Annotated in this window: 22 protein-coding genes and 1 pseudogene; 8 read left to right on the top strand and 15 right to left on the bottom strand. The window is 42.9% G+C overall.

What is annotated here, in order from left to right; translation table 11 throughout:
• Nucleotides 1-513 precede the first annotated feature (513 nt).
• The 9 genes from D0463_RS18150 to D0463_RS18110 all read right to left on the bottom strand — a co-directional run bounded on the left by D0463_RS18150 (nucleotide 514) and on the right by D0463_RS18110 (nucleotide 11,124).
• The gene (locus D0463_RS18150; RefSeq protein WP_117308758.1) at nucleotides 514-693 is read right to left on the bottom strand and encodes a YjzC family protein; all 180 of its coding nucleotides are present in this window, start codon (nucleotides 691-693) and stop codon (nucleotides 514-516) included.
• A gap of 58 nt (nucleotides 694-751) precedes the next feature.
• A complete protein-coding gene (argF, locus tag D0463_RS18145) occupies nucleotides 752-1,708 on the bottom strand; it encodes an ornithine carbamoyltransferase (protein WP_117308757.1) in 957 nt (318 codons plus the stop codon).
• A complete protein-coding gene (locus tag D0463_RS18140) occupies nucleotides 1,705-4,824 on the bottom strand; it encodes a carbamoyl-phosphate synthase (glutamine-hydrolyzing) large subunit (RefSeq protein ID WP_117308756.1) in 3,120 nt (1,039 codons plus the stop codon). Before D0463_RS18140 ends, argF begins: the two co-directional genes overlap by 4 nt.
• The gene (locus D0463_RS18135; protein WP_117308755.1) at nucleotides 4,817-5,899 is read right to left on the bottom strand and encodes a carbamoyl phosphate synthase small subunit; all 1,083 of its coding nucleotides are present in this window, start codon (nucleotides 5,897-5,899) and stop codon (nucleotides 4,817-4,819) included. The genes D0463_RS18140 and D0463_RS18135 overlap by 8 nt, the downstream gene beginning before the upstream one ends.
• A 71-nt stretch (nucleotides 5,900-5,970) precedes the next feature.
• Nucleotides 5,971-7,128 carry an acetylornithine transaminase gene (locus tag D0463_RS18130; protein ID WP_117308754.1) on the bottom strand — a complete coding sequence of 386 codons (1,158 nt, stop codon included), beginning with the start codon at nucleotides 7,126-7,128 and terminating at the stop codon, nucleotides 5,971-5,973.
• Nucleotides 7,125-7,898 (bottom strand): acetylglutamate kinase, encoded by a 774-nt coding sequence (gene argB, locus D0463_RS18125; RefSeq protein ID WP_117308753.1) that lies wholly within the window; start codon nucleotides 7,896-7,898, stop codon nucleotides 7,125-7,127. The genes D0463_RS18130 and argB overlap by 4 nt, the downstream gene beginning before the upstream one ends.
• Nucleotides 7,899-7,909: 11 nt before the next feature.
• The gene (gene argJ, locus D0463_RS18120; protein WP_117308752.1) at nucleotides 7,910-9,142 is read right to left on the bottom strand and encodes a bifunctional ornithine acetyltransferase/N-acetylglutamate synthase; all 1,233 of its coding nucleotides are present in this window, start codon (nucleotides 9,140-9,142) and stop codon (nucleotides 7,910-7,912) included.
• An 18-nt stretch (nucleotides 9,143-9,160) separates the two neighbouring features.
• Entirely contained in the window at nucleotides 9,161-10,195 is a 1,035-nt protein-coding gene (gene argC, locus D0463_RS18115; RefSeq protein WP_117308751.1) for an N-acetyl-gamma-glutamyl-phosphate reductase, read from the bottom strand.
• Nucleotides 10,196-10,410: 215 nt separating this feature from the next.
• A complete protein-coding gene (locus tag D0463_RS18110) occupies nucleotides 10,411-11,124 on the bottom strand; it encodes a YwiC-like family protein (RefSeq protein ID WP_117308750.1) in 714 nt (237 codons plus the stop codon).
• Between the two features lie 219 nt (nucleotides 11,125-11,343).
• Here D0463_RS18110 and ric point away from each other — a divergent pair, with 219 nt between their 5' ends.
• On the top strand, nucleotides 11,344-12,039 hold the full coding sequence (gene ric / locus D0463_RS18105; RefSeq protein WP_117308749.1) for an iron-sulfur cluster repair di-iron protein: 696 nt from the start codon (nucleotides 11,344-11,346) through the stop codon (nucleotides 12,037-12,039).
• Here ric and D0463_RS19530 read toward each other — a convergent pair.
• Together D0463_RS19530 and moaA are read right to left on the bottom strand one after the other, a co-directional pair.
• A complete protein-coding gene (locus D0463_RS19530; protein WP_117308748.1) occupies nucleotides 12,031-12,306 on the bottom strand; it encodes a hypothetical protein in 276 nt (91 codons plus the stop codon). The genes ric and D0463_RS19530 overlap by 9 nt on opposite strands.
• The gene (gene moaA / locus D0463_RS18095) at nucleotides 12,303-13,313 is read right to left on the bottom strand and encodes a GTP 3',8-cyclase MoaA (RefSeq protein WP_254052852.1); all 1,011 of its coding nucleotides are present in this window, start codon (nucleotides 13,311-13,313) and stop codon (nucleotides 12,303-12,305) included. Before moaA ends, D0463_RS19530 begins: the two co-directional genes overlap by 4 nt.
• Before the next feature lie 398 nt (nucleotides 13,314-13,711).
• Here moaA and D0463_RS18090 point away from each other — a divergent pair, with 398 nt between their 5' ends.
• Complete coding sequence (locus D0463_RS18090; protein WP_117308747.1) at nucleotides 13,712-14,404, top strand: Crp/Fnr family transcriptional regulator; 693 nt, start codon at nucleotides 13,712-13,714, stop codon at nucleotides 14,402-14,404.
• Nucleotides 14,405-14,648: 244 nt separating this feature from the next.
• On the opposite strand, the gene D0463_RS18085 is transcribed toward D0463_RS18090, so the two are convergent.
• Entirely contained in the window at nucleotides 14,649-14,957 is a 309-nt protein-coding gene (locus D0463_RS18085) for a metal-sulfur cluster assembly factor (RefSeq protein WP_117308746.1), read from the bottom strand.
• 58 nt (nucleotides 14,958-15,015) lie between these two features.
• On the bottom strand, nucleotides 15,016-15,804 hold the full coding sequence (gene yjfP / locus D0463_RS18080; protein ID WP_117308745.1) for an esterase: 789 nt from the start codon (nucleotides 15,802-15,804) through the stop codon (nucleotides 15,016-15,018).
• 179 nt (nucleotides 15,805-15,983) lie between these two features.
• On the opposite strand from yjfP, the gene D0463_RS18075 reads away from it, so the two are divergent.
• From D0463_RS18075 to D0463_RS18070, 3 genes are all read left to right on the top strand, one after another.
• Nucleotides 15,984-16,802 (top strand): Cof-type HAD-IIB family hydrolase, encoded by an 819-nt coding sequence (locus D0463_RS18075; RefSeq protein ID WP_117308744.1) that lies wholly within the window; start codon nucleotides 15,984-15,986, stop codon nucleotides 16,800-16,802.
• Between the two features lie 120 nt (nucleotides 16,803-16,922).
• On the top strand, nucleotides 16,923-17,075 hold the full coding sequence (locus tag D0463_RS19650) for a hypothetical protein (RefSeq protein WP_174234346.1): 153 nt from the start codon (nucleotides 16,923-16,925) through the stop codon (nucleotides 17,073-17,075).
• Nucleotides 17,075-17,278 (top strand): DUF3813 domain-containing protein, encoded by a 204-nt coding sequence (locus D0463_RS18070; protein WP_117308743.1) that lies wholly within the window; start codon nucleotides 17,075-17,077, stop codon nucleotides 17,276-17,278. Before D0463_RS19650 ends, D0463_RS18070 begins: the two co-directional genes overlap by 1 nt.
• Nucleotides 17,279-17,499: 221 nt before the next feature.
• Here the strand turns inward: D0463_RS18070 and D0463_RS18065 are convergent.
• A pseudogene (locus D0463_RS18065) lies at nucleotides 17,500-17,859 on the bottom strand (KGG domain-containing protein).
• Between the two features lie 131 nt (nucleotides 17,860-17,990).
• Nucleotides 17,991-18,833, bottom strand: coding sequence for a YitT family protein (locus D0463_RS18060; protein WP_117308742.1), 843 nt, complete (start codon nucleotides 18,831-18,833; stop codon nucleotides 17,991-17,993).
• 153 nt (nucleotides 18,834-18,986) lie between these two features.
• Between D0463_RS18060 and D0463_RS18055 the strand changes: the two genes are divergently transcribed.
• The 3 genes from D0463_RS18055 to D0463_RS18045 all read left to right on the top strand — a co-directional run bounded on the left by D0463_RS18055 (nucleotide 18,987) and on the right by D0463_RS18045 (nucleotide 20,649).
• Nucleotides 18,987-19,853 (top strand): DegV family protein, encoded by an 867-nt coding sequence (locus tag D0463_RS18055; protein WP_117308741.1) that lies wholly within the window; start codon nucleotides 18,987-18,989, stop codon nucleotides 19,851-19,853.
• A 65-nt stretch (nucleotides 19,854-19,918) separates the two neighbouring features.
• Nucleotides 19,919-20,050 (top strand): DUF3941 domain-containing protein, encoded by a 132-nt coding sequence (locus D0463_RS18050; RefSeq protein ID WP_117308740.1) that lies wholly within the window; start codon nucleotides 19,919-19,921, stop codon nucleotides 20,048-20,050.
• Between the two features lie 107 nt (nucleotides 20,051-20,157).
• The gene (locus tag D0463_RS18045) at nucleotides 20,158-20,649 is read left to right on the top strand and encodes a YajQ family cyclic di-GMP-binding protein (protein WP_117308739.1); all 492 of its coding nucleotides are present in this window, start codon (nucleotides 20,158-20,160) and stop codon (nucleotides 20,647-20,649) included.
• Nucleotides 20,650-20,808 lie beyond the last annotated feature (159 nt).

Below are 20,808 nucleotides of genomic sequence, written 5' to 3'. Positions count from 1 at the left end.
TGTGGCAGATTTTAGCCGAGGTTCCTCTAATGCCAAACCACTGTTTTACTTTAGGAACTGCCTCCTCGCGGTTCGTCTTATGCCTTGTCGGGGGCCCACAGGATGTGGGTCAGAACGACGAAGACATAACGATGTGGCGGTCTTAGTCGTTCTTCTACACTACGTCGTAGCTAGACACCTATCAAAGCTATAAAAGTTATACGGTTCTTATTTTTTAAAAAGGCTCTGTTAAATTCCATTGTTGATTTTCAAATGGTCATGGAATCTACTCGCTTTCCGCGGACGAACTGGCAAGCCTCCTCACTCGTACCTCGCTGCGGGGTCTTGCCAGCCCGTTTTTCCGCAGGACGTTGATTCATCATCCTTGAATAGACACCGCACGAGAAAATGCGTATGCATTTTCGAGGAGTCTCGCAGATTCCCTTCCCAAAAACAACATTATCGTTTAACAGAGCCTTTAAAAAAAGCCAGACCTTTTTTTGAAGGTCTGACTCTAAAGTGGAAGCCGCATGATTAAGGCTTCCGCTGGTAAGTCCAGAGACGATTATGATTTGCTGTTTCAGGAAAATGGTCTCCCGCATTCAATTTGATTTTCTGAGGGTTTACAACCATGCTTCCTGTCTCGCCAATCTCGACATAAAAACCATTGTTGGGAGCTTTTTGCCCCGGCCTGAACTGATGATTTTGTCCCATCGTCTTCCCCCCTTTGCGCGTGGCTCCCCTTATTGTAACCTCTGGGTCTGAATCTTATTTATGACATAAGATCCACTAAAATCGCCTTTTGCGCATGGAGTCGATTTCCCGCCTGATCGAAAATAACCGATTGCGGCCCATCTATAATCTCACTTGTCACTTCTTCCCCGCGATGGGCGGGAAGACAGTGCATGAACATATAGTCTTTTTTTGCATGCTTGACCAGATCGGCATTGATTTGATAGTCCTTGAATGCCAGCAGACGGAGCTCATTCTCTAATTCCTGGCCCATTGATGTCCAAACATCCGAATAAACAATGTCGGCTTCTTTTATCGCCTCTTCCGGAGAAGAATAGACTTCAATAGAACAACCGTGAAAGGCGGCTTCTTTTTGCGCTTGCTCGACAATCCTGTCATCGGGCTCGTATTCTTTCGGGCAGCCGATCGCAAAGTCCATTCCCGTTTTAGCACATGCCATCATAAGTGAATGAGCCATATTATTCCCATCACCAAGATAAGCCATTTTCAAGCCTGTCAGACGCCCCTTCACTTCCTGAATCGTTAATAAATCAGCAAGAGCCTGACAAGGGTGGGCCGTATCAGTCAGTCCGTTAATGACAGGAATAGTCGCAGCGGAAGCAAGTTCGGTTACTTTTTTATGTTCAAATGTGCGTATCATAATTCCATCCACATACTGGGACAAAACTTTCGCTGTATCAGAAACGGTTTCCCCTCTTCCTATTTGAAGGTCATTGCCGCTTAAAAACAGCGCATGTCCCCCCAACTGCAGCATTCCTACTTCAAAAGAAACACGGGTGCGCGTCGACGATTTCTCAAAAATCATACCAAGCGTTTTGCCGGTTAACGGCTGATATTCCTCACCCATCACATGCTTTTTTTTAATCGTTTTTGCAAGCTCAATAAGCTTTATTATATGTTCACCCGGAATATCGGCAAGTGCAAGAAAGTCCTTTTGCTGCAATATATTCTTCTTTTTTAATTGCGCCGCTCTCATACATGTGTCACCCCTTTTGAATGTCTTAACAGCCATTCCTGCAAAGAGGAAATCCCCGGCTCTTTATTTGATAACCCCTCTAAATAAGCCCTGAAGCTTTCTTCTTCTGTAAAAACAGTCAATCGGTACTTTGAAGCCATATGTCTAACATGTTTATCATTTTCACTGTCTCCATAAGCAAGAACCGCTGATCCTTGTTTCGATTTCAGCCATGAGTCAAATTCAACGTTTACGGCCTTATATCCCAATTGTTCCATTTCCCGAAGGATATCTTTTTCTAGAAAGACGGAATCAGCCTGATATACCTCTTTGGCATGTGATAGTTTATTCAAATGAAAAACCTTTGCAAGAGCTTCCGTTCTTTCCTCGCCTATCGCGATGCCTTCACCTGTCGATTTCATTTCCGGTCCGATTTTAGAGTCCAGTCCGCTTAAAGCAAACGTTGAAAATACTGGATATTTGACGACAGTGTATGGAATATCTTCGCTTAATCCGGTTTTTTCGAACAAATTCGACAAAAAATATTTCCCAAGCAATATTTTTGTCGCTGCCTGAACCATCGGCAAATCGGTAATTTTACTAATAATTGGAATGGTTCGGCTGGCCCGGGGATTCACTTCAAGTACGTAAACCTCTTTATTTGTTAACACAAACTGAATGTTCATCAGGCCCTTATAATCAAGTTCTGTCACTATTGCTTTTGCATAGGCGGTGATTTTCTCTTTTTCCTGAACGGATAAGCTTTGAGCGGGGAGTATCGCCATACTGTCTCCAGAATGCACCCCTGCTTTTTCAATATGTTCAGCAATGATCGGAATATAAACATCCTTTCCATCCGCGATTAAGTCAATTTCCGCTTCCCTGCCTGGAATATAAGAATCGATCAAAACAGGATATACATAAGCTGTGCCATTTTTAAGGCGATGCAGCAAACGATCTTTATCAGGGAAGATTTCCATTCCCTGGCCTCCGATTACGTAAGATGGTCTTAATAAAACAGGGAATCCTATTTTCTCTGCATGCTGGATCAACTCCGTTTCATTATAGGCCATCGTACCAGGTACATGCGGGATGTCCAGTTTTCTTAGCAATTGATAGAACCGGTCTCTATCCTCCAGTTGGTCAAGAATATCAAAGGATGTTCCAAGTAAATTCACGCCATATTCTTCTAATCCCTGTGCAAGGTTTATCGCTGTCTGACCGCCGAATTGAACAATTACGTCCGTTATCCCTTCCGCCTCAATCACATTTAAGACATATTCCAGGGTTAATGGCTCGAAATATAATCTGTCTGCCGTTGCGAAATCGGTACTGACCGTTTCGGGATTGTTATTGATCATGATCGTTTCTACGTTTTCCTGCTGAAGAGCGTATACACCATGGACAGAACAATAATCGAACTCAATCCCTTGGCCGATTCGAATCGGGCCGCTTCCGATCATGAGCACTTTCGGCTTTTCCGATTGCTTCTGTTCATTTTCTCCAAAATAAGTCGAATAATAATAATTCGTGTGTGATTCGAATTCGGCAGCACATGTATCAACCGTTTTATAAGCAGCAAGCACGCCTTTTGATTTCCGCCAGTTACGTACTTCAAGCTCCTCCAGGTTCCAAACGGATGCCAGATAGCGGTCCGATATCCCTCTTTCTTTCATGAGCTGCAATTCTTCTTCATCAAGCGAAAGCGGTTTTGAAGCAGCGGCTTTTTGTTCCATTTCGATAATCGATGCAAATGCATGCAAGAAAAAATAATCAATCTCGGTTGCCTGATGAATTTCTTGAACAGGGACGCCTTTACGGATCATCTCAAAAATCACGAAGACTCTTTCATCTGAGCATTGGGAAAGCATCTCCCATAATTCCGGTACCGCTTTTTCTTTTAATGCGCTAAGCTGGAGGCCCACCGTTTTTAATTCAAGGGAATCGACAGCTTTTTGTACGGCGCCTTCCAAATTTCTGTGGAGTGCCATCACTTCTCCGGTTGCCTTCATTTGCGTGCCCAGCTTGCGATTGGCTGTCGTGAATTTATCGAACGGCCATCTTGGGAATTTCACGGCCACATAATCAAGTGCTGGTTCAAAGCTTGCGTATGTGCTCTTAGTTACGGGATTAACAAGCTCTGATAAATAATAGCCGACCGAAAGTTTCGCCGCGATTCTCGCAATTGGATACCCCGTTGCCTTGGAAGCCAGTGCAGACGAACGGCTTACCCGTGGATTGACTTCTATTAAGTAATAATTTTTACTGTTCGGGTCTAATGCAAATTGAATGTTACAGCCCCCGATTATGCCAAGGGATGAAATGATTTTAATCGAAGCCGCGCGAAGCATATGGAACTCTTCATCCGTAAGCGTCTGGGACGGGGCGACTACGACCGAGTCACCTGTATGGATCCCTACAGGATCGATGTTTTCCATATTACAAATGGTAATGCATGTATTGTTGCCATCCCGCATTACTTCGTACTCCACTTCTTTATAACCGGCAATGCTTTTTTCAATCAAGCATTGATTGATTGGGCTTTCCTGAAGGCCGCCGCGGACAAGCTCTTTGAAGTTTTCCATATTGTCCGTAATCCCGCCACCGGTTCCCCCTAGTGTATAGGCAGGCCGAATGATGATAGGAAACCCGATTTGCTCCGCGAATTCAACCGCTTCATCTATCGTGTGGACGATTTGGCTTTCAGGCACCGGTTCATTTATTTCAAACATCAACTGACGAAAAAGCTCCCGGTCCTCTCCTTTTTTGATCGAATCGATGGGCGTTCCCAAAAGCCTTACATGATTTGCTTCCAGAATTCCCTGGTCATGTAATTGGTAGGCGAGGTTTAAGCCAGTCTGGCCGCCCAGGGTGGCAAGCAACCCATCAGGACGTTCCTTTTCGATAATACGCGCGACTACGTCACAGGTTAACGGCTCGAAGTAAACCACATCGGCATTTATCTTATCCGTCATGATCGTAGCGGGATTATTATTGACAAGAATGACCTTATAGCCCTCTTCCTTCAAAGCAAGGCAGGCTTGTGTGCCTGCATAATCAAATTCTGCGGCCTGGCCGATTACAATCGGTCCTGACCCGATGACTAGAATGGTTTGGATCGATGTGTCTTTAGGCATATGCTTGAACTCTCCCGCTATTTTCGTTTATCATCTGTAAAAATTCTTCGAAAAGCTTGCTGCTTTCAACTGGGCCCGGATTAGCCTCCGGATGATATTGCGTGGTCATAATCGGCAATGTCGAATGGAGCAATCCTTCTACCGTGCTGTCATTAACATTACGGAAACGCACACGCAAAGGGGTATTTTTTAAACTTGGTTCATCCACTTCATAGCTATGATTTTGAGAGCTCATATAAACTTTCTTGGTTTGTAGATCGACGACAGGCTGATTTGCCCCTCTATGCCCATAAAGCATTTTTTTCGTATTTCCGCCAAAGGCAAGTGCAGTCAGCTGATGTCCTAGACATATGGCCATCGTCGGGTAGGCTGAAATAATTTCTTTAATATTTCCTAATAATGCGTCTAACTGCTTTGGATCTCCAGGTCCGTTGGAAAGCAAAATGCCGTCTGGTTTTAATGGTTTTATTTTTTCCAATGTTGTCTCATATGGGACGACGGTTACTTTACAATCTTGCTCAAGCAGCGCTTCAAGAATTGATTTTTTGTAGCCAAAATCCATGAGAACAATATGAGTGCTGCCTTTTCCAAAACTTTGGACATTTTGTGATGATACTTTCTGAATCACGTTCTTTGTTTCTAAGGTCAAGTTCGCTGGATCATAATGTTTTTCTCTCGTGATCACAGCCTCCATCGACCCTTCTACGCGGATATTTTTCACAAGCGTCCTGGTGTCGATGCCGGATAGCAGCGGGATATTCCATTTATCGAGATAATCCTTTAAAGAATATTTCGCCTGATAATGAGAATGGTTCAAGTTGCCTTCGTAGACAATCACTCCCGCCACATGCGGTTTCTTGCTCTCAAAATCGTCCTCATTGATTCCATAATTGCCAATAAGCGGATAGGTAAAGACTATGATTTGATCTTTATAGGACGGATCCGTCAGAACTTCCTGATAACCGGTCATTCCAGTAAAAAAGACGACTTCTCCCTGAATCTCCCCATTCATGGGCTTTGTAATAATTTTTCCGTCAAAAGTGCTGCCATTTGCTAAATGTAAATAGGTCTTCATACTTTCACCTCTCTGGATGACGAATATTTAAATAAATGTCAGTATTTTTATACATACCATTCTATAAAAATTCAGCCCTTAATGGCTGCTTTTGTATGGATTACATTTTTGATCATTTCAACGGCAATTCCGAGTTCTTCTTTGTCTGCTGTCAACGGCGGAAGTAAGCGGAGCACGTTAGGACCTGCTGTGAGTATAAGCAGCCCTTGTTCCTGAAGCTTAATCAGGATAGGTTGTGCCTCTTGTTTACATTCAATCGCAATCATTAACCCAAGTCCGCGGATTTCCTTTACTTCCTCCGCTTGATTTAATGCATTTTTCAGTTCGGCAAGCAAATGTTGTCCCTTTTCAACCGTCTCTGCCAAAAAACGGGGATCAAGAATCTCTTGAAGAACCGCTTCCGCTGCTGCCACACTAACCGGGTTTCCTCCAAAAGTAGAACCATGGCTTCCCGGCCCAAAATATTCTGCCAGCTCTTTTTTTCCAATCATTGCTCCAATCGGCAATCCGTTGCCAAGCCCTTTCGCTAATGTCACGATATCCGGTTGAAAGTCAAAATGCTGATAGGCAAACGGTTTACCGGTTCTGCCTATCCCGGTTTGAATTTCGTCAACGATGATCAACGCGCCTGAACTCTTACAAACATCTTTTATCATGTTCAGAAAATCCTGCTCTGCTACATGAATGCCGCCTTCGCCCTGTACGATTTCGAGCATGACTGCAGCTGTGTTTTCATCGACTGCTTCAGCCAGTTGTTTGCTATCGTTATAAGTCACATACTCAAAAGCCTCGAGCATCGGACCATATCCGGTTCTTACCTTTTCCTGTCCCGTAGCAGCCATCGTCGCAAATGTTCTTCCATGGAAGGATTGATGAAACGTAACGATTTTACTTTTGCCAGTCGCTTTCCTTGCCAGCTTGATCGCCGCCTCATTTGCCTCCGCTCCGCTATTACAGAAAAAGACCTGCTGCAAGCTTGAGGACTGCGCCAGAACTTCAGCCGTTTTTTCCTGCCCGCTGCTTTGGAACAGATTGGAGGTATGCCAAAACTTCTCCAGCTGGTTCGTTACCGCCTGCATGACCCCTGGATGGCAATGCCCGAGATTCAAAACTCCGATTCCAGAGGTGAAATCGAGATATTTTTTTCCATCTTTATCGGTTAACCATGAGCCATTCGCCGTTTCAGGTTCGATGTTCCACTTTTGATAGGTTGGGAATAAGGCGCTCATTGATATACCTCCTCCTCACAGACAATTTTTGTCCCGACAAATTGTTCATGATTGAAAAAGCATTCTTTTCCGCTCACAATCATTACTTCATTGATCCCTTTATTCAGGACGGATAACGCTGTTTTTACCTTTGGAATCATTCCGCCATGAATGCTGCCTTCAGTGATTAAGCTTTGAATCTCCGTTTCAGTAAGCTCCTCAAGTATTTTGCCATCCTTAAGTACACCTTTTACGTCGGTCACGAACAGGCACATTTCGGCATTTAGCGCCTTAGCAACTGCTCCCGCTGCCATATCGGCGTTTACATTGAGTTTCCGTCCGGATTCAGTGATGGAAATCGGGGTTAACACGGGTGATATCCCACGTTCCAGAAGCAGTTTCAGAAGTCCTGTGTTCACATTTTTAACTTCTCCTACTGCGCCGAGTGCTGATTCATCGATGAATTCCCCTGTCAACAGCTTTGTGTCTGATCCATTTAAACCAATGGCCTCAATCCCGTTAATCTCAAGCTTATGAACGAGATTTCGGTTTGATTGACCTGAGAGGATCAATTCTACGATATTCAAAACTTCATCCGTCGTTTTTCGCAGCCCGTTTTCAAACACCGGTTGAATTTCGTATTTGGTAAGCATCGCATTTATATCTGGGCCCCCTCCATGGACAAAAACAAGCTGGTAACCGCGGTTCCGCAAATCTTTCACACTTGCAAAAAATGTTGGTGATAATTCATCGATAATGCTTCCGCCGCATTTTATGACCAATATCTTCATCTAAAACCTCCTTACGTCCGGTAGCTGGCATTTATTTTGACGTAGTCATATGTCAAATCACAGCCCCAGGCTGTGCCTTTTTCGTTGCCTTCTTGTAGCAACACGTCGATGATAATATTCTTGTTCTCCAGGTATGCTTTAGCTTCTTCTTCAGAAAAATCGACTGGCATACCATGATCTAAAACTTTGATGTCGCCAAATGAAATGCTTATCGTTTCCGGATTAAAATGAAGACCGCTTCTTCCCATTACGGCAATAATTCTTCCCCAGTTGGCGTCTGAGCCGTAAACAGCCGTTTTCACCAGGCTGGAGCCGATGATCAGTTTTGCCATGGCTTGAGCATCCTTCTTTGTTTTCATGCCATGCACGTTCACTTCGATCAGCTTTGTGGCGCCTTCACCATCCTTGGCAATTTGCTTTGCGAGATCTTCAGACGTCTTCTTTAATAATTCAAGGAAGATTTCCCATTCTGGATGATTTGCTGAAAGCTTCTGGTTCCCTGCTTCGCCGTTTGCGAGAACAAGGACCATGTCATTCGTCGATGTATCGCCATCAACGGTAATTTGATTGAAGGTATCATCCGTAACAGCCGATAAGGCCTTTTGCAAATTTTCTGAGTCTATCGATGCGTCTGTCGTGATGAATCCAAGCATCGTTGCCATATTCGGATGAATCATTCCGGATCCCTTCGCGGCACCACCTATCATCACCTTCTTGCCATCAATCATGGCTTCATAGGCACAATTCTTCGTAACCGTATCAGTCGTTAGGATCGCCGCTTCGAAATCTTCAGCGGCATCCGAAGCTTGGGATGGCTCCAGCATCGATATTCCACTCTTGATTTTATCCATTTGCATATATTCTCCGATTACGCCTGTAGAGGCAACCGCAATATAATGGTCTGGCAAGCCGAATTTTTTGGCAGCCTCGCTTCTCATTTCATATGCATCCTCAAGACCCTTGGTGCCTGTGCAGGCATTGGCACAAGCGCTGTTCACGATCACGCCCTGAAGTGTTTTCTCATGCTTAATGCTCTCCCGGGTTACATCAAGTGGCGCCGCTTGAACGACACTTTGGGTGTAAACAGCAGCACAAGCCGCGGGGCGGTCGGATAAAATAGCTCCGATATCTTTTTTGGAATAACGTAATCCCGCATGGACTCCTGCCGCTTTATAGCCGCGGGGCGATAAAATATTTCCTTGATCAATCTGTTGAACCATTTCAACAGGGTTTAGTGTTTTCATGACTAACCTCCAAGTAGTTTAAGGGTACACCGGAATATTCGAAAGTCCTTCGGTTTCTTCTACGCCAAACAATATATTGGCGTTTTGAACGGCCTGACCGGCAGCTCCTTTCATGAGATTGTCGATGACGGATACGATGGTCGCTTTATTGGTCCTTTCATCAAAGGCAATCCCGATATCACAAAAATTAGATCCATATACTTGTTTCGTGCATGGAAAGTTACCTTGCGGCTGTATCCGGACAAACGGATGGCCTTCATAAACGGTTTTATACAAATCTACTAATTCTGCAGTGGAAGTTTGCCTTCGTAATTTCACATACATCGTTGACATGATACCTCTTGTTATCGGGACCAGATGCGTACTGAAAGAAATAGGCTGAGAACCTTCGAACCACTGCGTGAGCTGTTGTTCAATTTCGGGAATATGCTGGTGTTGATGAACCTTATATATTTTGAAGTTTTCATTCATTTCACTGTAATGGGTTGTGGCATTTGGCGATTTTCCGGCACCGGAGACTCCTGATTTCGCGTCGACAATCACATCAGAACCCACTGCCCATTTTTCCGTGTACAAGGGAGCGAGGCCAAGTAGCGTTGCCGTTGGATAGCATCCGGGATTTGCGATAATCTGTGCCTGTCTGATCACGCCGGCATTCCACTCGGATAATCCATAAACCGCTTTTTGGATGATCTCAGGAGGTGCAGGAGAATGTTGATACCATTTTTCAAAAGCTTCAGAACTCTTCAGCCGTAAGTCACCTGAAAGATCGATTACTTTCATTCCCAGTTCGTTGAATACCGGGGCTAGCTCAGATGATACTCCAGAGGGCGTAGCCAGAAAGACCAGTTCTGATTTCTTTCTGATTTCTTCCGGGTTAATTTTCTCGAGTGTATATTCCTTATGCATCAAATGCGGGTTTTCTTCATAAATCTGACGTCCGGGTGTTGAAGAAGTATGCAGGGAAGCAATTTCGAAATGGGGATGGTTCTCAAGCAGCCTGATCAGCTCCAGTCCTCCATAACCGGTCGCGCCTACAATAGAAACTTTCAAGGGATCATCTCCAGTTCATAAAGTTCACTGTCAATCTTAATTTCTACCATTATATGATTGAATAAAAATAAAATCAATTGTATTTTTATAAATTTTTTCATTTTTAAAAAACCGGCAACAATTTGCCGGCTTTCATTTGGAAAGTATATATTTTTTTGCACACTGCTAATCGCCGTCTCCCGAGTCTAGCCAATCAGTGAGCTTCTTTAAATATCTCAGGCGGCCATGACAAGGAAAAAAATAACCGCGTTGACAATTTCGTAAATACCCACTTTCATCACCGAAAGCTTTCTGCCATAAAAGGCAATGGCTCTTACAAGGCTGGGTGTGAATGCGAGCAATACGAGCCAATTACCGGTAAATGCCCAAAATAAAACCACCAAACCATGATACCCCCAAGAGATCGTTTTAAACGAAGCATTCTTTTTTTCCCTTATCATCGTTTTTACATAAAAGGTGCTGCCCAGAAAAAACAAAAACGAAACTGTGGCAACATGGAAGCCATTGTTATGCATTTCCCCCGCCCCAAAAAAATGGCTTGCTACTCCGGCCAGGCAGAAAACCGCAATGGCACTGATATCATTCGTTAATGCCCGGTCTTTATTTACAGAAGAGTAATACCCATTCAGCAGGAAAAACGGTAAAAAGATAAGCGCGAAAATAAACAGCCCCGGTTCACTGACTAATGGAGCACTAAGCAAAAGCAGGGAGATTCCAAGATAGATTGCGGTCCATTTAGCATAAAACCTTTGCTGCTTCTTCTTTCTTTTACACAACAGCAGCATCGGGTACGTAGCAAGATAAAGAAATACCCAGCCAAGAAAAAGCGGAATATGCAACCACTTAAACTGCGATGCAAACACCCCCAGCCAAAATGGAATAATCAACATGGCCCAGGCACCATGTTGTTTTGGCAAAAATAATTTCATGGTCATCACCCATTTCACAGTTCTCACTTTTAATATACTGCAGGGTAATAAAAGTTTGTGTGAAAGAAATCACAAAAAACCTTTTCTCGAGAAATGGCAAACTGTGAAAAATTTATCCTTCTTTTTTCAAAAACACAGGTGGTTTGTGATTTATATCACCTACTGAGACAACTATTTTGTTTATGTTTGTAGGGAAGAATGATAAGGAGGTAAATAAACATGAATCTACCCTTTACGGAAGAGATTTTGGTAAAAGACGCTGTTACCGTATTTCCTAAATCGAGTGATGTCTTCAAATTGCACCGGATCGATTTTTGCTGCGGCGGCAACATTTCAATCAAAGCAGCCGCAGAAGAACGAGGTTTGGATGCGTCAGCACTAATGGAGCAATTGAGTGATAAATATGCAGGTCAAGAAGATATCGAGCTGCAAACGCCAGAGTGGGAACAAGCCGAATCAACTGATCTGATTGAGACGATTATCGCGAAATTCCATAATCCGACGATAGAGGAATTTAAACAATTAAGCCCTTATGTTACCAAGGTATCTAAAGTCCACGGTGAAAGGCATCCAGAACTGCTCAGAATCCGGGAGCTGTTCTTCGCCTTAAAAGAAGAAATGCTTGAACATATGCAAAAGGAAGAAGATATTGTCTTCCCTCTTATCCTGGACAAGCAGGCACTGGTCCCCAAGGATGTAATTAGCCGCGCGATTCTCGAGCTTGAAAACGAGCATCAGAAATCCGGTGATATTTTAAAGGAAATAAGGGAACTTACCGCCGATTTCACGCCGCCAGAGGATGCATGCGGAACATACAGACTGGTATTCAATCGTCTCGAAAGCCTGGAGGACACCACCTTTAAGCATATCCACTTAGAGAACCATATCTTATTTCCAAGATATACTTCAGTTTGATAATAAAACGGCAAGGGCAGAAATCATTATGCTGCCCTTGCCGTTTTTTTTTAGCGGATATTTCGTTTTTGTCGTCAGTTCGACTGGTTTTGTAGCCGGAAGTTCGACTTTTGTAGCGGGGATTTTCGTTTTGTAGCTGACATTCCAATTATCAAATTTTGTACCTAAACCAAATTCACCCGCTTCTAATAGGAAGGGGTAATCCTCCTTAACTCCGGATTTTTCTCCTGAGATATAAAAAAACCTCTGCCAAAAGCAGAGGTTCAACCGCCTATATAGGACATCTCGATTTTTTCCTGATCTTTATTTTTGCCTTCCGCCCTCTCGTCCGAATAGCGATCGCGGCGATGATTCCAAATAGAAGCAATATGTTTGGTAAGCTCTTCGTCTGACATATCGGAACGAAGCAGCGATTTAATATCGTGACCATTTCCGTTGAAAAGACAAGTATAAATGTCCCCCTTGGCGGATATGCGGGCACGGGTGCAGCTTCCACAAAAGGATTCGGAAACGGAAGTAATAAACCCGACCTGTGTATCTGTCCCTTTATACCGATATCTTTTGGCCACCTCACCATAATAGTCAGGATCTGCCGGTTCCAGCTCAAATTCAGCTGCAAGCATATCAAAAATTTCTTTCTTGGTAACAACATTATCCATCTGCCAGCCGTTCGTGCTGCCGACATCCATGAATTCGATATAGCGCAGCTGCAATCCTTCATCCTTGCAAAAACGGGCCATCGGCAGAATCTGCGACTCATTCAGCCCTTTTTTAACGACCATATTAACCTTGACCCCAAGTCCGGCATCCCTGGCAGCCCGCATTCCTTCAATGACTGGGGCGGTCCCGACTTTTCTGCCGTTAATTTCCTTGAAAAGCTCATCATCCATGCTATCAAGGCTGACGTTTACGCGATGTAATCCGGCTTCCTTTAATTCAGACGCATACCTTTTCAGGAATACTCCATTAGTCGTCAAACCGATATCTTTAATGCCATCTATCTTAGAAAGATTATTGATCAAATGAGGAAGATTTTTTCTGAGCAGCGGTTCCCCGCCGGTTATTCTTAACTTTTCTACACCAAGACTTGCAAATATTCTTGAGACCCGTTCAATTTCTTCATAAGATAAAAGCTCGCTGCGGGGAAGAAATTGAAAGCTTTCGTTAAAGATTTCCGCAGGCATACAATATTGACATCTTAAGTTACATCGATCAATAACAGAAATCCGTAAATCTCTTAAGGGTCTGTCCAAAGCATCTTTAACTTTGATTATGTCGATTGTGCTCACTCCCTTAGAAATTTGATATCACAAAAAACAAATACACTGATATCATCTGATTGTATCATGGTTCGTGCACTTTTAACACCGTTTTGCCACTTCTGATTTATACAGCCGCAATGATTCATTGTCTAACATCCCTAGATTAAGGCATAAAAATTTTCTCCCATTTGTAATACTTATATATAAAGATAAAAGCTTCGAAAGGAAAAGCTGTGTATTTGATCACTTTTCATGATTTCGTCAAAAATAGTTCAAAATATCGCCTCATTATTCCATATTTCCTTCTGCTGTGTTCTTTATAATAAGAGTAAGGAAATGCCTTTTCACTAAAAATATAGTGTTTATATGCTTTAATAACCGATCATTTTCAAAAAAGGTGATGATGAAAAATGCTTGTCAAACAAACTCATTCCGTTCAAATAAAAGAACTGTTAAAGATTGCGGACAGAACCATCCATCTTGAAAGGGATGCTTTCCTTTATAGAGAAGGAATGGAGGCTGCCGAATTATTTGTTGTTTTGTCAGGAAGGGTGCAAATAGGCAAGATAACGATGGAGGGACAGGAATTGTCGCTTCGCATTTGCGGAGAAAATGATATTTGCGGAGAACTTACACTCTTTACAGAGTCGGCAAAATATTTATTAAGTGCGAGAGTCCTTGAGGCAGCAGAAATTGCCGTGGTAAATAAGAACAGATTGGAACAAGGGATGTTCGAAGACCCTGCGCTTGCTCTTGAAGTCATGAAATGGATGAGCGATCATTCCCGCAGGACCCAGACAAAATTTCGTGATTTAGTCTTAAATGGGAAAAAGGGTGCGCTATACTCTACGCTTATTAGAATGACCAATAGCTTTGGGGTTGAAAAAGAAGATGGCATCTTAATTGATTTGCATTTGACGAATCAGGAGCTCGCAAACTTCTGCGCCTCCTCCAGAGAAAGTGTCAATCGGATGCTTAATTCTTTGAAACGGGATCATGTCCTCTCCATTAATAAAGGGCATATTACCATCCATGACCTTCCATACTTAAAGAATGAAATTGGCTGTGAGAACTGCCCAGCTATTTATTGCAGCATCGAATAGGCTAAGAAATGCTGGCAGCAAAAACCAAATTCGCTAGGGTAGCGTCTGTCTATGGTTTGGTTTTTTGTTGCGGGAATTTTCATTTTGTTGCGAGCTCCACTTTTTGTTGCGGAGTTTCCGATTTTGTTGCGAATCCTTGGACTTTTGTTGCCGGAATCCCGTTTTTTGCCATGAAAGAATTACATAAACAAGCCGATGGTAAGAATCCTTATCCATCGGCTTTATCCATTATTAAGTAGAGAATTTATTTAATCCCAAGGGCGATCTTTGCATACCGGGACATGCGGTCTTTTGACCATGGCGGATTCCAAACAATATCCACTTCGGTTTCTTTCACTTCCGGAATATCCTCCAGTGCAAGCTTAACCTGATCGACAATCGTTCCTGCGAGTGGGCAGCCCATCGCCGTCAAAGTCATCGTTATCGTCGTAATGCCCTCATCATCCATCTCAGCATCATATACCAAACCCAGGTTCACGATATCAATCCCAAGCTCAGGGTCAATTACCTGCTCAAGAGCACCAAAAATATTATCCTTAAGATCCTGATCCATTTTTAACACTCCTTTTCAATGTATCCTAATTACATCATAACAGAATTCCATTCGCTAATTAAGCGTTTTGCACAGCCGGACTCAAATGCTTTTCAAACCATTCAGCGGTTTGTAAAACCCCTTCTCTGCTCACTTTATGGTCCGCTCTCTTATCTAAAATAAACGATAGCTTATCTTTAGAATGTTCATATGCCGGACGTAATAATTCATATAATTCATAGGCATTTTGATAAGGAACCACACCGTCCTTTGCGCCATGCCAGAACAACAACGGGCGTCCTGCTACTTTTTCCTTTTGAAGGCTGAGATCGTAGTTTGCCAGCAGATCGAGTGTCTTCTGAATTTCTTCATCCGACATGTCTATTTTCATCCCTTGCTTTCTAAGTGTGTCCATTTGCAATTTCGCATAAGAGACGTAAGCGGGATTCCCCATCAAGCTGACTCCTGTATGGATCCAATCATAAGCGGCCAGTGCACCGAGCGTGACAATCCCGCCCATGGACGTGCCGGCAAGCCCCACTTTCTCAGGATCGATCAGATTCCGTTCTGATAAGTTTTCCTTTATCACCGGTAGATCCTTGATGGTCGAAATCACGATTTTCCAAAAATGACCCATCATTTTTTTTTCGTCGAAACCAGAGGCTCTGTCCCCGTGATATAAGGCATCCGGAAGGACGACGCGAAAACCTTTTTCAGCCATTAAATATGCATAATGCAGATTGTGCTCCTTTGCACTTGTGAAGCCATGATTAAAAATAACTAAAGGAAGCTTTTCCTTCCAGCTTTCCTGTTTTGCCATATGCAGGACTGGGATATCTTGAATGCGCTCATTCTCAATAATAACCAATGCGGGTACCCTCCAGATAGTTTACTTACTTTAATAAATTACTTATAGTTGTAACTATACCTCGAAAGCTGAATGAATGAAAAAGATTTAACTTTCCTTAAAATCAGGGTAATATTAAATGCATATAATAAAACAATATGCTCAGGCATTAATAAACAATGAAATTGAAGGTGACGACTATGACAGAGAAACATTTAATTTGTCTCGATCTTGACGGAACATTATTAACAGATGAAAAAGAGATTTCACCGCGATCCAAGACTATTTTAACAAAATTAAAAAACGACGGCCATGAGGTGATGATTGCCACCGGACGTCCTTTCCGTTCCAGTGAAATATATTATCATGAGCTTGAGTTAAAGACACCGATTGTCAATTTTAACGGCGCGTTTGTACATCACCCTTTGAATAACAGCTGGGGGACATTTCATACCCCCTTGGACATATCCATAGCCAAAGAAATCGTCGAAGCTTGCGATCAATTTGAATACCATAATATTATTGCCGAGGTTCGGGATGATATTTACTTCCACTACCATGATGAAAAGCTTATCGATATTTTTAAAATGGGCAATCCGAGGGTAACAACGGGTGACTTGAGAAACTTCCTTGAGGATTCTCCTACAAGTATGTTGATACATACAGAAGAGCAGCATGTAGCTCAGATTCGCAATCATTTATCAGATGTTCACGCGGAATTAATCGATCATCGACGCTGGGCTGACCCTTTTCATGTTATCGAAATCATCAGAGCAGGACTTAATAAGGCTGTGGGGATTCAGAAGGTTGCGAAATCCCTCAATATCCCGAAGGAAAGAATCATTGCCTTTGGCGATGAAGATAATGATCTCGAAATGCTTGACTACGCGGGAACAGGAGTGGCCATGGGGAATGCGATTTCCCAATTAAAAAGTGTCGCCAATACGACTACATTAACCAATCAGGAAGACGGCATCGCTGTATTTCTTGAGGAAAAATTCAATATTAAAATCGCTTAAACCAATCAGCTCTTCAATTCCCATATTTTAATGCTTTTAAATCCTATTGCAGGAACCACAATATATAGTGACACCTATCTTCAGTGTGTCAAAATGCTTATATGCGCGGAGGGGATAGTAATGGGAAAAAGCAATAAGTCGAAACGTTTTGTACAGCAAGGTTCACATACTGTGTCAAAGCATGCTGAAAAAATCCCTTATCACACAACGTACGCAGAAGCAGAAGCTCAAAAGCTGCAATCCATGTCTGAAGCAAGCTATGGGGGATTCTAATGGGCAATCCCTTATTCCAGCAAGCCAGAAAATTTGTCGGACAATTTTTGAATGGCGGCAATTCCTCCGAGCAGCCGGAAAAACTGGAAGTTGCCAAAAATGCCATCTCCTCGGCTTTTGCCAATTCAACCCCTGCTGAGCAAGCTCAGTTAAGTGAACTGCAGCAACAGCTTGAGGACGAGGATTTTGCATCGAAGAAATGAAGAATGGAGCCGACGTAACTTTCGTCGGCTCTTTTATTTATCCTGTGAAAAGTCATGTCGATTATTGCCGAGAAATCGACATATGAAAAAAGTTGATAATAAAGTCTAAACCTTGAAAATAAGTCTGCGAAACTCGATAATAAATTCAAAAACTTGCAGAAAAAATGAGGATGACTCCAAAGGTACAATTGTATACCTATGGAGTCATCCAGTCTATCCTACTAGTCGTTATTACTAGAGCGTGTATCCCCGCCTTTTTCACCGATTTCCTCATGGAATTCACGGTCATGGTTTTAGGAGGTGGCTTCGCCGCCTTTTCTGCCAATTTCCTGATAGAATTCTTTGCCATGCTTATCAGAAGTAGTTTCGCCGCCCTTCTGACCGATTTCCTGATAGAATTCTTTGTCGTGGTTTTCGGAAGTGGCTGCGCCGCCTTTTTGGCCGATCTCCTGGTAGAAGTCCTTATCATGATTTGAAGAGGTTGCTTTTCCGCCTTTTTGGCCAATTTCTTGATAAAAGTCTTTATCGTGATTTCTTGAAGTTGCTTCACCGCCCATACGTCCCGCTTCTTCTCTGCTCATTTTACCGTTAGTGTTAGCCACTTTAAAATCCCTCCTCTTAAAGATTTTTTGTACGCGCGTACATTGGTGAATTAGCCTTTTTTAGGAGTGCTTAAACGGCAAAATTCCAATTACCATAAAGTGTAATCTTTTTAATCCTTGCGGAATGAACCGAAGATGGCTGCGGTTTCCATAATATTTGTGAATGCTTCAGGATCAACCTCCCGGATGGTTCTCTCTAAATCGTATAGCTCATACCTTGTGATAACGATCATGATAATATCCCGGTTTTCATTGGAGAAGGCACCCTTTGCCGGGAGCATCGTTATCCCTCGCACTAATTTAGCATGGATTGCTTTTTTCAGCTCTGCGCTTTTCTTGGTAATAATCATTGCCGTTAGTTTTTCATGTCTGGTGTGAATCGCATCAATCACACGGGTGGAGGCATATAAGGTCACCAGAGTATAAAGTGCCTTTTCCCATCCATAGAGACTGCCTGCTGTCACAATGATGATAGCGTTCAACATGAAAAAATAGGTTCCGACCGGCCTGTCTTTCATTCTCGAAAGCAGCATGGCTATAATATCCATCCCCCCTGTTGAAGCTCCGTACTTGAGCGTTATTCCCACGCCCACCGCAGCAATGACCCCGCCAAAGACAGCATTCAGCAAAATGTCCGGCGAAACATGTTTGATCGGGATGATTTCCAGAAATAACGACATAAGGACAACGCTTAAAAAGCTGTATATCGTGAATGATTTCCCGACCCGTTTCCAGGCGATGATCGTTACTGGAATGTTCAATAATAACAATAAAATTCCGGTAGATAAGTTGAATGGTGCAAAAGATCCAATTAACCGGGAGAGCAATTGTGCCGCTCCAGTAAATCCGCTTGCGTAAACATCCGCGGGAATTAAAAATAGATTCATCGCAATAGCATTCAAAAACGCTCCGATAATGACAATAATTACTTTTTTGACCTCTGTGAAATACATCGATGTTCCTCCTATCTTCAACATACATAGTATCCTGATACCCTCAAGCGATTATTCTATACATGAATGGATTGTTTTTTTCAGCGAAATGCTACACTAATATACATAGAAATAAGTAGAAAAAATTTTTCAAAAAGAAAGCTGGTGTTAAACATGACTGTACAAATTATTGCAGATAGCGCTTGTGACCTTCCGTTGTCATTCTATAAAGAAAATAATGTTTCCCTTGCGTCATTACAGGTACTTTTAGACGGGAACACCTATGAGGATTTAAGAACGATCCAGCCAAAGGAAGTGTATGATGCGTTAAGGGAAGGCAAGACTGCTACCACTTCACAGGTTTCCCCGGAGGACTTCCTTAAACTGTTTACAGAGATTGCCCAGCAGGATAAACAGGCCGTCTATATCGCCTTCTCATCAGAGCTATCGGGTACATACCAAACCGCTGTCATGATCCGGAACCAGGTAAAAGAAGAGTATCCGAATCTTGATCTGGAAGTGATCGATTCGAAATGCGCTTCTGTCGGCTATGGCCTTGTCGTATATAAAGCAGCACATTTGGCAAACAGCGGAGCTTCCAAGGAAGCAATCCTTAAGGATGTTTCGTTTCGCGCCAAGCATATGGAGCATCTCTTTACGGTCGATGATCTCGACTATCTCGCAAGAGGCGGCCGGGTCTCCAAAGCGTCAGCCTTTGTCGGCGGTTTGTTAAATATAAAGCCGCTCCTCCATGTCGAGGAAGGTAAATTGATTCCGATCGAAAAAATCCGCGGCAAAAAGAAATTGCTAAAACGCGTGATTGAGCTTATGCATGAACGCGGCGTGGACATACACACCCAAACGATCGGAATAAGCCATGGCGATGATGAAGAAACAGCCCTGGAATGGAAACAGGCCATCCAGGATGAATTCGGTACAACAAATTTCGTCATTAACACGATTGGTTGCGCAATCGGCGCACACGTCGGCCCGGGAACGATGGCTGTATATTTCTTAAATGAACTCCCTCCACGGGAATGAAGACTGCATACTCCCTTTTCGATTGACAAACAATAAGAAAACAATCGAGGAAGGGAGTTTTATGCATGGCAGGAACAACAGATAATGATAAAAGGCCTAAAGATAATCAGGCTCTTAATGAACGGAGAAACGAACTTCGTGAAAAAAACAGGCAGGCCGGTAAACACTCTTATTCCAAGAAAACCGACCATAAATAAAACAGCAGGGGCCTCTCCTGCTGTTTTTCATTTAAATGCTTCAGTTGTCATCCCTACAGCGATTATCTATAATAAAGAAAGAAAATAATCGCAGCTGGAGGTAGAGTATGGCAAAGGAAAGTTCATTTGATATTGTCTCGAAGGTTGAGTTTTCAGAGGTAACCAATGCCGTGACCATGGCATTGAAGGAGATCAAAACCCGCTATGATTTTAAAGGCAGCAAAAGTGACATTACTCTTGATAAAGAAGAACTGGTTTTAGTTTCTGATGATGAATATAAGCTGGACCAGCTGAAGGATGTTCTGATCAGCAAGCTTGTGAAACGAGATGTTCCGATTAAAAACCTTGATTACGGCAAAATTGAAGGAGCATCGGGTGGAACCGTCCGTCAGCGGGCCAAGCTCGTCCAGGGAATCGATAAAGAGCAGGCCAAGAAAATCAACACAATCATTAAAAACAGCGGCTTAAAGGTGAAAAGCCAGATTCAAGACGATCAAATTCGCGTAACTGGAAAAAGCAGGGATGAGCTTCAGGGTATCATTGCCGCTATCCGTGAAGCCGATTTATCCATTGATGTACAATTTATAAACTACCGTTAGTTTGGAAACAGCTGCATGGCGATTCGCCGCAGCTGTTTTTTTTAAAAAAGCTCTTCACCATAACTGGTGGTTTAATACTGATTAACGTATATCTCAGTTAAATTTTGCAACAAAGTTGATTGGCGAGGATATGCGAGACTCCTCGAAAATGCATACGCA

This window comes from Bacillus sp. V59.32b (assembly GCF_003429085.1).
In the GTDB taxonomy this organism is placed as follows: Bacteria; Bacillota; Bacilli; order Bacillales; family DSM-1321; genus Peribacillus.
Note: the sequence above shows the minus strand (reverse complement) of the source record. Positions and strands in the feature narration are given on the sequence as shown.